Origin of the sequence: Ancylobacter sp. G4_0304 (assembly GCF_047501495.1) — a bacterium.
GTDB lineage: Bacteria > Pseudomonadota > Alphaproteobacteria > Rhizobiales > Xanthobacteraceae > Ancylobacter.
Window position 1 is genome coordinate 1 of record NZ_JAZDRM010000063.1, and the last position, 12,473, is coordinate 12,473.

Annotated in this window: 15 protein-coding genes and 1 pseudogene; 1 reads left to right on the plus strand and 15 read right to left on the minus strand. The window is 65.7% G+C overall.

Going from position 1 to position 12,473, the window contains the following annotated elements:
* The 15 genes and pseudogenes from VRZ77_RS21195 to VRZ77_RS21265 all read right to left on the minus strand — a co-directional run.
* Positions 1-1,553 (minus strand): AIPR family protein (locus tag VRZ77_RS21195; protein ID WP_414594556.1); only part of this gene is annotated, 1,553 nt, incomplete at its 3' end.
* An 80-nt stretch (positions 1,554-1,633) separates the two neighbouring features.
* Positions 1,634-3,266: pseudogene (locus VRZ77_RS21200) on the minus strand (terminase large subunit).
* A 2-nt stretch (positions 3,267-3,268) separates the two neighbouring features.
* Positions 3,269-3,685 carry a phage terminase small subunit P27 family gene (locus VRZ77_RS21205; protein WP_414594557.1) on the minus strand — a complete coding sequence of 139 codons (417 nt, stop codon included), beginning with the start codon at positions 3,683-3,685 and terminating at the stop codon, positions 3,269-3,271.
* A 5-nt stretch (positions 3,686-3,690) separates the two neighbouring features.
* Positions 3,691-3,993, minus strand: coding sequence for a head-tail connector protein (locus tag VRZ77_RS21210; protein ID WP_414594558.1), 303 nt, complete (start codon positions 3,991-3,993; stop codon positions 3,691-3,693).
* Complete coding sequence (locus tag VRZ77_RS21215; protein ID WP_414594559.1) at positions 3,990-4,319, minus strand: HNH endonuclease signature motif containing protein; 330 nt, start codon at positions 4,317-4,319, stop codon at positions 3,990-3,992. Before VRZ77_RS21215 ends, VRZ77_RS21210 begins: the two co-directional genes overlap by 4 nt.
* Before the next feature lie 4 nt (positions 4,320-4,323).
* On the minus strand, positions 4,324-4,704 hold the full coding sequence (locus tag VRZ77_RS21220) for a hypothetical protein (protein WP_414594560.1): 381 nt from the start codon (positions 4,702-4,704) through the stop codon (positions 4,324-4,326).
* Between the two features lie 44 nt (positions 4,705-4,748).
* Positions 4,749-5,954, minus strand: a complete 1,206-nt coding sequence (locus tag VRZ77_RS21225; RefSeq protein WP_414594561.1) for a phage major capsid protein — start codon at positions 5,952-5,954, stop codon at positions 4,749-4,751.
* A 3-nt stretch (positions 5,955-5,957) separates the two neighbouring features.
* The gene (locus tag VRZ77_RS21230) at positions 5,958-6,461 is read right to left on the minus strand and encodes an HK97 family phage prohead protease (RefSeq protein WP_414594562.1); all 504 of its coding nucleotides are present in this window, start codon (positions 6,459-6,461) and stop codon (positions 5,958-5,960) included.
* Positions 6,461-7,645: a phage portal protein gene (locus VRZ77_RS21235; RefSeq protein ID WP_414594563.1), complete on the minus strand. Its 1,185-nt coding sequence runs from the start codon at positions 7,643-7,645 to the stop codon at positions 6,461-6,463. The genes VRZ77_RS21230 and VRZ77_RS21235 overlap by 1 nt, the downstream gene beginning before the upstream one ends.
* A 120-nt stretch (positions 7,646-7,765) precedes the next feature.
* Positions 7,766-8,095 carry a hypothetical protein gene (locus tag VRZ77_RS21240; protein ID WP_414594564.1) on the minus strand — a complete coding sequence of 110 codons (330 nt, stop codon included), beginning with the start codon at positions 8,093-8,095 and terminating at the stop codon, positions 7,766-7,768.
* 90 nt (positions 8,096-8,185) lie between these two features.
* Positions 8,186-8,845, minus strand: a complete 660-nt coding sequence (locus VRZ77_RS21245; protein WP_414594565.1) for a hypothetical protein — start codon at positions 8,843-8,845, stop codon at positions 8,186-8,188.
* Positions 8,846-9,177: 332 nt separating this feature from the next.
* Entirely contained in the window at positions 9,178-9,432 is a 255-nt protein-coding gene (locus tag VRZ77_RS21250; RefSeq protein ID WP_414594566.1) for a DUF2188 domain-containing protein, read from the minus strand.
* A 119-nt stretch (positions 9,433-9,551) separates the two neighbouring features.
* Positions 9,552-10,163: a TPM domain-containing protein gene (locus tag VRZ77_RS21255; RefSeq protein WP_414594567.1), complete on the minus strand. Its 612-nt coding sequence runs from the start codon at positions 10,161-10,163 to the stop codon at positions 9,552-9,554.
* A complete protein-coding gene (locus VRZ77_RS21260; RefSeq protein ID WP_414594568.1) occupies positions 10,163-10,966 on the minus strand; it encodes a TPM domain-containing protein in 804 nt (267 codons plus the stop codon). Before VRZ77_RS21260 ends, VRZ77_RS21255 begins: the two co-directional genes overlap by 1 nt.
* An 11-nt stretch (positions 10,967-10,977) precedes the next feature.
* The gene (locus VRZ77_RS21265) at positions 10,978-11,610 is read right to left on the minus strand and encodes a LemA family protein (RefSeq protein WP_241617317.1); all 633 of its coding nucleotides are present in this window, start codon (positions 11,608-11,610) and stop codon (positions 10,978-10,980) included.
* Positions 11,611-11,837: 227 nt separating this feature from the next.
* On the opposite strand from VRZ77_RS21265, the gene VRZ77_RS21270 reads away from it, so the two are divergent.
* Positions 11,838-12,473 (plus strand): SHOCT domain-containing protein (locus VRZ77_RS21270; protein ID WP_414594569.1); only part of this gene is annotated, 636 nt, incomplete at its 3' end.

Below are 12,473 nucleotides of genomic sequence, written 5' to 3' on the forward strand. Positions count from 1 at the left end.
CCGATCCCGCAAATCCTGGCTGTAGGCGCGCGACATGATCCATCTCCACCACTCCGAACGCGAAGGAAGCAGACATGCCGCGATTTGGGAATCCCGCTCTGAATCGGATCAGCCAGAAACCGCTCTAATGTTATATGTATTGAGTTGACATCACTGAATTTTGAAAAAATAACAAATGCGGTGTAGACTATCCAAAATCCAGCGGTGACTGTAAGTAGACCATTTGAGTTATCTCTAATTTCGTCGAGTAACTTTTTTCTTGCTTCGTCAGCGGCCAATCCTACGAGCCATGAAAGGTAAACTCGTCGTTCGCTTATGTCTTTTGGGAATATTTTTTGGTAAGGCTGATCAAAAAGCTCGCCCTTATTATCAATTGCTTGAATCAAAAATTCCTTATCAGAAGATGCGATATATTGAGCCAGTTTATCTAGTTCAATGGTGTTCTTTCCAGTTTTCTTTCTGGCGCCGTCCTGTCTGGGAGCGTACTCAATTCCAATTTTTTTGAATTGACGTTGCAAATTTTGTTGAGTCTTGTCTGCCGCGCGTACGGTCCAAATTTTTATGGCATTCTGTGAATTATTAAATCTTACAATATCGTTTCGCAGATTTGATTTTGCGGCAATTACTCGAGCCAGAACCTTTGCGGCTGCTGATCCTGATCTGACAAGGCTATTCGTAGTCTGGCATCCATTGACTATGCTGAATCTTTTCAATTTAAGCTTTGTATTTTCGGATTCTATTGCATCCGCGTGATCCGCGACAATTGTGATGCCGTTGTTAAGAGCCCAGAAGTTACCGGGATCGTCCTTTGCGGTCGCGATAATTTGCTCGTTGATGCCGCCTTTCCTGGCCCCCAGGAAAAGGCGAATATTGCCTGCATAAAGCTTTGTCCCATGCTCGCCATGCAATCTGATGAGCTCTTCTGCGCTAACTGAGCCGAGCCATGCCCGTCCATACTCGCCCTCGTCCTTTAGGTAACCTCCTGTGAAATTCAGATAATCCTCTGCGACTCCATCGGAGGACTCCACAAGTGCGCGATAATTCTCAATAATTAGTTCTTGTGAAACCCAAGAATAAGTGACGCCGCTCCCTGGCAATTTCTGATGTGCAGCCACAGATTTTGCTATCTGATCATTGGATTTGCCTAGCGAAATTAGAGATAGATTTATCTCGTAGTTTTTGTTGCTCTCTATAATTTCATTGATTGAATCAGCTAAGTCGGGCCGCCCAGCATCCTTGAGAGATTTTGGATTTCTTACAAAAGCCAAGCAGGACACAAGCGCGTCCCACTTATTCTTGGGGGTGGCTTTTTCCAGATTTTCTGGGCAGAAGGCCTGAATGACAACGATTTGCTCGCTGGCGTCATCTGCAAAAACGAGGTCAATGCCTTGATCATTTCCACCATCCGCAGCCGCGGCTTCAAGAGCATCATCTTCATCTAGGTCGCGGAAATAAATAGCATACCATGCGGCGAACGCGCGCTGACGCGACAATTTAGCTCGAGCCGCAAGCTCATCAATTGACTTCAGAATTTCGCTCAGGTCGTTCGCCATCGGTGCCTCCATATCCAGCGTTTTTAATCGCATGATCGAAATGGTTTGGCTACTTGCGTTCCGAGTTCCTCGTAAAGGCCTCACAGCACCATCATCTCCGGCGCCCAATCTTCGCTCTCGTAGATACTCGCCCCGCCTTCCGCACTCGCCCGGACAACCGCCATGGCGCAGGCGACGGCGCCGTCGATCCGGTCGCGGCTCTTGCCCTTGTGGAACACGCGGTTGCCGGCGCTGTCGGTGTGGATCGCGATGTTGTCGAAGCACCAGCGCAGCACGGGATGCCCGCCATGGGTGAGCTGGCGCCCGACAATGGCGCGCTCCAGCTCCTTGATCGCGGGCGCCATGGTCACCCAGCCCTGCCGCATCTCGACCGCCGGCAGACCGTCCTCGAGGAGGTTGTTGAGCATGTTGCGGGCAAGGTGCGGATCGAAGGCGATCTCCTGCACGGCGAAGCGCTCGCACAGGTCGCGGATGGTGTCTTCCACGGTGCGGAAGTCGACCACGTTGCCGGGTGTCGGGATGATATGGCCCTGTTCGGCCCAGGTGGGATAGGGCACGCCGTCGCGATCGGCGCGCAGGCGCAGGTTCTGCTCGGGACAGAAGAACCAGGGATGGACGATGTAGCCGCCCCGCGCGTTGCGCCAGGCGGCGACGACGGCGGTGAGGTCGTGATTGGAGGAGAGGTCGACCCCCAGCCAGCACGGCGCGCCCTGCAGCGCCTCAAGGTCTATGGCCGCGCTGCCGTCGTCATACACGTCCATGTCGACGAAGGGATCGGCCGAGTGGTCGAGCCAGATATTGAGGTTGAGCTGGCGGAAGGCTTCGCGGTCGCCGACGCGGCGCTGCCCCTCGCGGGCAAGCTGGCGCAGTCCCTCGAGGTCGGGGTAGCCATAGGCAAGGCCGGGGTTTACCCGGCGCCAGATGGTTTCGTCCGTCCAGTCGCAATCGCGCTCGGCTTCAAACAGGATCGGCAGGATGGACGGATCATCCACCTCGCCGCGCGCCACCTTGCGGGCATCCTCCACAATGTCCCAGGCGATGTTCTCCTGGCCGCGCCCCGCCGTGGTCGCGACCACGAGAAGCGAGCCCTTCTGCTTCACGAGGCCCGAGCGCAGCACGTCCCACAGGTCGCGCTTGGGCCAGGCGTGCAGCTCGTCCGCGAGAACGAAGGCCGGCGTGCGCCCGTGCTGGGTGCCGGCATCGGCGCTGATGGCCTCATAGAACGAACCGTCGCGCGGGAAGGTCAGCCGGTTGCGGTAGTCGACGACGCGGGTGTGAGCGGCGGCCTGCGGCAGGGTGCGCACGATCCCCAGCGCCTCGGCATAGGCGAGCCGGGCCTGCTTGCGGTCGGCAGCGGCGGAGATGACTTCGCCGCCCGGCACCCGCTCCGGCCCGATCGTGTGCAGCAGGGCAAGCGCGGCGGCGAGCGAGGTCTTGCGGTTGCCGCGCGGCGGCGAGCGAGGTCTTGCGGTTGCCGCGCGGCAGCAGCAGCACCACGGTCTTGACGATCCGGGTGCCGTCCTCATGGCGCGGGCCATAGATGCGGCGCACGATCCGCTCCTGCCACGGGTCGAGACGGAACGGCCGGCCGGGCAAGGTACTCTTGGGATGACGCAGCATATGCAGCCAGCGCACCGCGCGGGCGCCATAGCCCAGCGGATCGGGGATTTCGCTGCCGTCGAAGATCCAGGCGGGATAGGTCGTGCGCGCCATGGTCACAGATCCAGGTCGAACAGGCCCGGCCCATTGTCGGCGCCGCTATCGGAGCGGACGGACGGGCGCGAGCGGCTGACCGGGGTGAGGCCAAGCTCGCCCGCGAGAAGGCGCGCCTGCGTCATCGCATCGGAGCTGATGGCCACGGCGGGGTGCTTCTTCGGCCCGGTCTTGGTCACCACGATCATGCCGTCGCGGGCGATGATGCGCTCGGCTTCGGCCGCGCGCCCCACGGCAACGCAGTAGTTCGCGAGGCTGGCAATATCGGTCACGGTCAGGGTGCGGCGCTCCTCGATCAGGATCGGCGCCACGCGGTTCCATTCGTCGCGCGCGTCGCTCGACAGCCACTCCGGCGGGTCGAGCGGCTCGCGCACGGGTGAGGAGGCGGGGACGATGGCAAAGGGCTTGGCGCCGCGCATGGGGATCAGAACTCCCATTTCCGGTAGGGTCCGATGAGGTCGTGGAAGCCGAGGGGAATCTCCGTCACCTCGCCCTGCCCGGCATAGGTGGCTTCCCGGTTGTTATAGAGGTGCCCGGTCAGCAGCCGGATCGCCTCAACGAGGTCGCCGGGCACGCTGCCGGTGAACGCCTCCAGCGGCCCGCACCAGGCTTCGACATGCCGGCGCGCGGCCTCCAGCTTGGCGCTCACCAGCATGTCGTCGTCATCGGTGTCGATCCGCAGATCCGCCTTGATGTCGGCGAGCGGGATGAGGTCGCTGGTGTTCATGGGCGTTTCTCCTCAGCGCGCTTCTCCTGCGCCTGTTTCGCCCGGCTGTGGCAGGGCGTGCAGAGCGGCTGCCAGTTCGAGCGCGACCAGAACAGCTTGCGGTCCCCACGGTGCGGCACGATGTGATCGACCACCTTGGACGGCGCACCGCAGCGCCGGCAGCTCGGGTGCGCGGCGAGATAGGCGACGCGCTCGCGATCCCATTTGCTGTCATAGCCGCGCGCGCGGGCGGTCGGCCGGTTGGCCTCCGCCCGCGCCTCGCAGGCACACAGCCCGGAAGCGACCTTGTGGCCGCAGCCGCAGATACGGGGCGCGCGCACCGGCATGGCGTCAGCTCACCGGCGCGTGCTGTGGATCGCCAAGCACGGCAACCGCGCCGAGCCCGATCGAGGTGCCGCCGGCCTTGGTGAGGGCAAGGCGCGTATAGCGCTTGAAGCCGACATAGCCGAGCTTGTAGGCGCTCGCCGCTTCCAGCGTCGCCGGCACGCTGCCCAGCACAGCGGTGTCGTCCGCATCGGTGAAGGCGGCGCCGTCGTCGCTCTCCTGCAGCTTCACCGCGAAGTCGCCATCGGAGACGATGGCGCCGGTGCTGATGAGGAAGGCGACGCGGTTGAAGCCCTTGAGGTCGACGGCGAGGCCATCGGCCGCCGCCGACTTCACGGACGGGGTGAAGGCCGGCACCACGCCGATCGTGGAGATGAGGTCGCGCATGCTTTGGGTCTCCTGACTTCGCGTGAGGGGAAGGACGGCGGCCCTCAGGCCGTCGCCATCTTGAGCTTGCGCAGCGCCTTGGGCTGCACCACGCCCGCGCCGGTGCGGCGCGTGGCATGGATGCGGGTAATGCCCTCGGTGGCGCGGATGTAGGGGTTGACCAGGATCGACAGCGCCAGGCGGTCGACGATCCGGTAGCCGGTGGCGAAGTCGCCGAACAGGACGGGATAGGCGTCCGCCGCCACGTCCGGCATGTCGACGGCTTCCACCACCGGGCGACCGAGGATCATCTCCGGCTGGCCGGCCTGATAGCTCGGCTGCCAGAGATAATTGCCCTGGCCGTCCTTCAGGGTGCGCAGCTTCGCCAGCGTGCCGCCATTCATCAGCCAGGAGCCGCGCACGCGATACGCCGCCGGCAGCGCGTACATCAGCGCGATCAGCGCATCGGCGGAGAGGTTCGTGGCATGGCCGTTGATGGTCTCGGCGATGCCGGCGGCGGTCAGCAGGCCCTCCGGCGCCAGCACGCCATTGCCGGCGACGAAGGCAAGGCCCTCCTTCTGGCCGAAGTCCTCGGCGAGCGCGAGCCGCACCTCCGCCTCCGCCGTGCCGCCGGAATCGGCCAGCAGCTGGTTCGACACGTCGACATAGGTGTTCACCTCGCGGATCGGGATCTCGATCTGCCCGAAGCCCGGCTCGCTGGCCTCCTGCGTCTCGCCCTTCCACCTGGCATTGGTGATGCCGGTGCGCTTGGGATAGCTCACCGCCGGTGCCGCCGTGCTGCGCACGGTGGCGAGCGCGCGGATCGGGGAGAACTCCACGAGGTCGCGCACGAACTCAGCCGACATCTCGGTCGGCGCCAGATAGCCACCCTGCGTGTCGCTGGAGACGGTGAGCGTCTTCAGCTCGGTCTCCGGCGCGCGGTCACCCTGGCGCAGATAGGCCGCGAACGCCTTGCGCTCGATCGAGGGCTCGTCATTGCCCGCGCCGCCGCCCGCCGGGCGGTTCATCTTCGCCTCGATCCTGTCCAGGCGCTCGGTGAGCTTGGTGGACGGATCGTCACCCTTCCTCTCCTCCGGCTTGCCGCCCTTGGTCTCGAGCACCGCGAGGCGATCGCCGAGCGACTTCTGGCCCTCGGTCACGGTCTTGGTCAGCTCGACGAGCGCCTTGGTGACGATCTCGTGCGGGTCGTCATTGTCGCCCTTCAGCTCCAGCGCACCGGGCGCGGCCTTGGTCAGGCAGAGATGCTTCATCGTTCAGCTTCCTTTGAGAGCCGCAGTGGCGCGGCGCAGGGTTTCAGCGAGCGCCAGCGCGCCCGCCGCGGATTTGGCGCCGGTCACCCGCGCGCCGGGATGCATGGGGATGGTCACCAGCGAGGCCTCGAACAGGTCGAGCGCGCGGATGGTGCGCCCGCCGCCGGCACGGGCCGTCGCCTTGCGCGTCACGAAGCCGATGGACAGCCCGCGCACCGCGCCGGACTTCACCAGCGCGCGCACCTCGCGGGCGCGGGCGACCTCCTCGACCAGCAGCCGGCCGGTGAGGTGCAGGCCGTCCGTCTTCACCTCGGCGCGCTCCCACGCCCCGACCGGATCGTTGAAGTCGTGGCCGAACAGCATCGGGATCGGCAGGGCGAGGCCCTTGAAGGCGCCGGGCTCGATCATGTCGCCGACGCGATCGGGCACGCCGAACTTCCACGCGAGGCCGGAGATGGCGCCGGCATCGTCCGCGAGGATCTTGGTCTCGATAAAGGCGCGTTCCATCAGGCGGCTTCCTCCTCGCTGGGGCTGCCGCCGGGCTGGCTCGAGCCGGTGTTGGGATTGGCGTATTCCTCGCCGCCGTCACGCGGGGGCAGGTCGAGCCAGTCGCGGCCCTCATTGGGGTTCAGCACCCGCGCGGCGATCAGCGAGGAGATGGCGGTCGCGCGCTCGGTGAGGCTGGCGCGGGTCAGGTCGTCGCGGTCGAACACCAGGCGGTACTCGCCGCGCTCCTCCGGCGTGAACAGCGCCCGGCGCAGCGCGCCCTCAAACGCCCGCAGCCACGGCGCCAGCGAGTAGGTCAGGAACTCCTTGCCCATCTGCTCGGAGTTCGACCACGTCGCGCGGTCCAGCTCGTAGAGCATGGACGGCGGGACACGGAAGGCGCGGGCGATCTCGACGATCTGGAAGGTGCGCAGCTCCAGGAACTGGGCATCGGTCGAGGCCAGCGTCAGCTGCGAATACTCGGCGCCACCCTCGACGATCGCAGTGCCGCCGGACTTGCCGCCGCCATGGGCGAGCTGCCAGGCATCGCGGATGCGCTTGAGCGCTTCCGGCGTGGTGCGCTCCTTCAGCGACAGCACGCCCGAGGGGCGGGCGCCATCCTTGAACAGCCGCCCGGCATGGCTCTCCATCACCTTGGCCGTGCCGATCGCGTCCGCCGCCAGCGACAGCGGGCAGCGCGCGAACGGGGCCCGCAGATGCACCACGTCATCGGCCGCTACCGGCACATTGTTGATGCGGTAGCTCGGCTCCAGGCGGCCATCGCCGGAATAGTCGACCGTGAAGTGCGCGGGCTCGTAGCGCACCAGCTCGACCAGCCGCCCGTCCACCTTGTTCGCCAGTGCCAGCGCGCCCTTGTCGCTCACCTGCGCGGCGGCAACCATGTCGCGCAGAAAGCTGAACCAGTCGGACCAGTCATTGGGCGCCTCCGCGAGGCGCTTCGCCACCGGGTGCTCGCTGGCCTCGACCAGCGTGTCACCCACGCGGCGCATCACCTTGAGGTCGAGGCAGGCGGTCGCCTCGGCGATCAGCCGGATCGCGGACTGAACCGCCGGCACGGTGAGAGCCTGTGCCGCGCCAACCGCGAGCCCCGAGGGCGCCGCACCGAACAGCTCCGCGAGCTGCGCCTCCGGCGCCGCGAGGCTCTTGCCCTCCATCCCCAGCCAGCTCTTGAGTGTCGCGAACACGGTCAGAAAACCCTCATTCCCAGATAACCAATTGATAAAAAAGCCTATTTATCCCCCATCACGCGCAAACCTAGGGCCGCCGGTCCCGGCCTGCCGCCGCAAGTCGGCGACCACCCCCGGTCACGCCTCCATCACGTCCTCCAGCGTTTCGCCGGCGGCCATGCGCATGCGATCGAGGTTGCTCTCGCCGGGAGGGTGAAGGCTCGGAAGGCTGCGACCGCGATAGCGCCCGACCGGCTTGCCCGGTGGAATGGCGACAACGTGGATGACAGTCGGAGCGCGTCCTGTGCGTTGGCGGCAGAAACGCATCCATTGCTGCCAAGCCGCCGTATCCGCCTCGACGAACACCCAGTCGCGACCAGGCGCGTCAAAGACGGCGCGGCGAGCAATCTCGCTGTTGAGCAAAGGAGGAGGCGTCGGGACGCCGCTGATGATGGATGCGTGCTGCATAGATGAGTCTATGCGCCGCGTTGTCCGACGACACTAGCCAGAAGCTACTCTCAACTACTCTCAACTACTCTCAACTACTCTCAACTACTCTCAACCCTGGCCATTTGCTTCTCGCAGGCCAGCGACGATACGACCGGGAGTGACGCCGAGAGGTCGGGAAGAACCCCTCATAGGTTCTTTCTTTACTTCTATGTTCTTCGTGGGGTTCAGATTTTTGGGCATCGGCGACGTTTTGGACCCTATCGGCCTGTGAGCCACCGGGCCACGCCTGATCCAGGCCAGCCACTCCCCCGACACGATCCGCACGAGGTTCGTCTTGTTCTTTGCGCCGCGAACCGGTCGTTTCTCGACCTTCACGAGGCCTAAGCGATCCGCCTGGTGCAGGGCGTTCTGCACCGTGGTGCGGCCACAGCCTGCGAGAGCCGCGATCTTATCGATCGGCAGATCGCATTGACCGTGATGCTTCACCTCGCCGGCGATGATCGTCAGGACTGCGCGCTGGCTCTCGGTGAACAGAGAACGCAGCTTGTCCGGCAGGGCTCCAGAGCCGCCGAGCATACGACGACGGCGGATAGACGCTTCCCGGTCGGGAGAGCGTTGAGCACGCCGGGGCTTGAAGCGGAAGAGGAAGGCCTGCCGCCGACCGACCGCATGTTGAGGGCGCAGAGTACAGCGGCGAGCCTGTATCAGAGCGTCCAGTGCTTCCGACTCCGCCTCGCTGATGGAACCGTCAGCGACGCCCAGCCACATCACCGAGGTGAGCCGATCAAGGTCGGCACCCGTTGCTCTCGCGACGGCAGCGCGAATCCTCTCGGCACCATTCGGCACCGAGGGGAAAAATGGGACAGTGGCGGAAATGGAGTGCCCGGAAACGCTGGATTTCGCAATCGTCCCAGAACGATCTAAGGAATTGTCACCTCTTGCGACGGCGCGGCCTGGTGGGCCACCAAACTGTCTCAATCAGTTAGCTGACGCGGTAGCCGATACAGTCCATCATCCCCACCGGCTCCCAAATGATTGGGTTGGGAGATGACGGTAAATTCTGGACTGACTATCCGGATGGTCCGTCATACTGCCCGGCCTTACCCGCCCTTGCCCGTATCCTCCACCTCGACCTCGGGGGCGTCGGAGCTGTGGACCGTCTCTTCGTGCCACTGGCCGTTGCGGTCCTGATAGGCGATCGGGCGGGTGTCGCCGAAGCCCGCCTGCCGGGCCGCCGCCGCGCGCGCGGCCGCCAACGCGCCGTCATGGGTCGGGTGGGTCTCTGAGAACACGTCGCCGAGCTTGTAGGCCCAGCCACCGTCATGTTCGACGATCTCGTAGCGGATATGAGTCATGGATCAGCTCCTTTTCCAGTGACAACGGCCAGCCCGGAGCACCGGTTCCCATGCCGTACGCGGGCCGCGCCCTCCCGCACCCTGCACCTTGGATCCCGGCCGGGCTTGCCGATTCGCCCTCACATCACGATCACGCGGTCCGGCAATTCATTGGCGTCGTCCGGCCCGGCCGGGGCGTGGCGTGCGAGGATGCGCCCGGCTTCGGCCACGCCGTTGGCCAGCCCCTCGGCGAGCCGGCCGTCGCGCGCGCCCGCCAGCACCAGGGCGCACACGCCCTGCCATGCCTCATGCCCCACCTGCGCGTGGATCGCCTCGTCCGCCACCACCTCGACCAGATGCTCGGCCGGCGCGACCATGATCAGCACGCCGGTGCGCCCCCGCGTCTGGTGCATGCCGAGCGCGAGGAAATGATCTACCGCCGCCGCCCGGCCCGCTTCCTCGCGGGCAAAGCGCGGGATGGTGAGCGCGCCGAGCGGGCTCAGCATCAGCAGCGCCCCCGCGACCACGAAGGTGGCGGCCTGCAGCGCCAGCAGCGCAGGCGTGTCCAGCGTGGTGAACAGAGCGAGCGGCCAGGGCAGCACCAGCGCCAGCAGCGCCGCCCACATCAGGCCGAAGAACGGGGTGCGCACCAGCGGGCGCGCATGGACCACGACGCGGATCTCGCCCGCCGTGCCGGCCTCGGCCTCGCGGATCGCGCCGGCGACGGCGGCATGTTCCTGCTCGCTCAGCATCACCAGCTCCCCGAGGCACCGCCGCCGCCGGAGGAACCGCCACCCCCGGAAAAGCCGCCGCCGCCCGACCATCCGCCCCCACCGCCGCCGCTGCCGCGCGACCAGTCCCAGCCCGCCGTGCCGCCGGCCAGCGTGCCGGCCCGCCCGCCGCGCCGCATGCGCAGGTTGCGGGATTTCGCCTGCCGGTAGAACACGAACAGCCAGAATGCGACCATGAGGAGGATGAACAGCAGCTCGAACCAGTCGTCCGGGCTCATCTCGGGCTCGGCCGCGGCCTGCGCGCGGGCCCTGGCCTCCTCGGGATCGAGGTTCAGCACCTCGATCACCGCGTCCGCGCCCTTCTCGACGCCGCCCGCAAAATTACCGGCGCGGAAATCCGGCAGGATCGCGGTCTGGATGATGGTGCTGGCCACCGCGTCCGGCAGCACCCCCTCCAGCCCGTAGCCGACCTCGATGCGCACGCGCTTCTCGTTCGGCGCCACCAGCAGCAGCACGCCGTTATCCTTCTCCGTCTGGCCGAGCTTCCAGAAGCGGAACAGCCGGTTGGCATAGTCCTCCACCGAGGTGCCCTCCAGCGAGGGCACGGTGGCGACCACGAATTGGTCGGTAGTCGTGCCTTCCTGCGCCGCGAGCTTTTCCTCCAGCGCCGCGCGGGCAGCGGGGGTCAGCACGGCCGCGGCATCGACCACCCGGCCGGTGAGCGCGGGAAAGGCGAACTCCGCCCGCGCGGGGCCAAGCGCCGCCAGCAGCGCGCAGAACACCAGCGCCAGCAGCGCCGCCGGATAACGGGTGCGCGGGGTCACGACCGCTCCGCTCAGTTAAATTTCACCTGCGGCGCCTTCATCTGTTCCTCGGCGATGGTGAAGGTCTCCATCGGCTTGTTGGCGCGGTAGAGCGTCGAGGCCCAGAGCACGCCGGGGAAGGTGCGCAGCTCGGTGTTATAGACCCGCACCGCCTCGATATAATCGCGCCGCGCCACCGCGATGCGGTTCTCCGTGCCCTCGATCTGCGCCTGCAAAGCGAGGAAGTTCTGGTTCGCCTTGAGGTCGGGATAGGCCTCCGACACCGCGATCAGCCGGCCGAGCGCGCCGGAAAGCTGCGACTGCGCCTGCTGGAACTGCTGGAACTGCGCGGGATCCGTGATGGTGGAGGCGTCAACCTTGATCGAGGTCGCCTTGGCCCGCGCTTCCGTCACCTGGGTCAGCACCTCGCTCTCATGCTGGGCATAGCCCTTCACGGTCTCGACGAGGTTGGGGATCAGCTCGGCCCGGCGCTGATACTGGTTGAGGACGTCGCTCCACGCCGCCTTGGCCTTTTCCTCATTGGTCGGAATGTTGTTCACCCCGCAGCCGGCGAGGCCGAGCGCAAGGCCCGCCAGAACGAGGGGAGCGAGGAGACGGCGCCACAGGGGGCGGCTGACGGCGAGGGACCGGGCGACGGCGGACATGGCGGGACCTTTCACAAACGCGGCGTCATAACGCGAGCGGACTATAGAAGGTTGCGCGCTTGAGTTCATCAGCCTGTCGCGGCCTTGCGCATAACTGGCAAGTGCCGTGCGTTGCCCGTGGCGGATGGCTTTCGCGCTAGGGAAGCGGGGCCATCTCGGCTAAGACAGACAGGGCAAGGCGGGACGCTTTCGGACCGCAGCCTCAGGACGAAAGTCGACGATACGGCATGAACGACACACGGAATGTGAGGCAGCGCTTCATCGAGGATTTCGCCGCCCGCCATGGTCTGAGCACCGAGGCGACGGAAGTCCTGCTGCGCGCGGTGGCGGCCGGCGGCGGCACCATGGCCCAGTTCAGCCACCCCGAGCTCGGCGGCATGGGGCAATGGACGCGCGGCGGCATGATCATGGTCGGCGACATGTTCAACCAGGGGCTCAAATACCGGGTCGACACGCTGTGCACCGAACTCTCCGACGCGCTCTACCAGAACCCGGCGCTCGGCAGCGAGCCGCGCGCGGCGGGGTCCGGCGGCTTTTCCGGCGGGGCGTGGTGGCCGGCGGAGTTCGGCAGCCCGAGTTCCTCCGGCGCGCAGAACGACCTGCGCTACGCCTTCTTCCCCGGCGCCCGGCGTCTGGTGATCGAGAAGGCCGGGTCGCAGGCGGTCTATGACACCGGCGAGCATATGATTTCCGGCGTCTCGCAGCAGCAGGGCGGCGACCAGGTGCTCAGCTTCTCCAGCCAGTACGGCACGGTGTCGCTGTCAAACCTGCCGCGCATCGCCAACGGCCAGCCGGAGCGCGGCCCGGAACCGAGCGCGCCGGCTCACGAGGCGGCGCCTCCCGCGCCCTCCCCCGCCCCGGAA

Bases quoted from the DNA above. Each gene is read 5' to 3' on its own strand.
- VRZ77_RS21265 (WP_241617317.1), bottom strand. From the start codon at position 11,610: ATGTCCGCCGTCGCCCGGTCCCTCGCCGTCAGCCGCCCCCTGTGGCGC.
- VRZ77_RS21220 (WP_414594560.1), bottom strand. From the start codon at position 4,704: ATGCGCGACCTCATCTCCACGATCGGCGTGGTGCCGGCCTTCACCCCG.
- VRZ77_RS21210 (WP_414594558.1), bottom strand. From the start codon at position 3,993: ATGAACACCAGCGACCTCATCCCGCTCGCCGACATCAAGGCGGATCTG.
- VRZ77_RS21225 (WP_414594561.1), bottom strand. From the start codon at position 5,954: ATGAAGCATCTCTGCCTGACCAAGGCCGCGCCCGGTGCGCTGGAGCTG.
- VRZ77_RS21250 (WP_414594566.1), bottom strand. From the start codon at position 9,432: ATGACTCATATCCGCTACGAGATCGTCGAACATGACGGTGGCTGGGCC.
- VRZ77_RS21215 (WP_414594559.1), bottom strand. From the start codon at position 4,319: ATGCCGGTGCGCGCGCCCCGTATCTGCGGCTGCGGCCACAAGGTCGCT.
- VRZ77_RS21255 (WP_414594567.1), bottom strand. From the start codon at position 10,163: ATGCTGAGCGAGCAGGAACATGCCGCCGTCGCCGGCGCGATCCGCGAG.
- VRZ77_RS21205 (WP_414594557.1), bottom strand. From the start codon at position 3,685: ATGCGCGGCGCCAAGCCCTTTGCCATCGTCCCCGCCTCCTCACCCGTG.
- VRZ77_RS21245 (WP_414594565.1), bottom strand. From the start codon at position 8,845: ATGTGGCTGGGCGTCGCTGACGGTTCCATCAGCGAGGCGGAGTCGGAA.
- VRZ77_RS21230 (WP_414594562.1), bottom strand. From the start codon at position 6,461: ATGGAACGCGCCTTTATCGAGACCAAGATCCTCGCGGACGATGCCGGC.
- VRZ77_RS21240 (WP_414594564.1), bottom strand. From the start codon at position 8,095: ATGCAGCACGCATCCATCATCAGCGGCGTCCCGACGCCTCCTCCTTTG.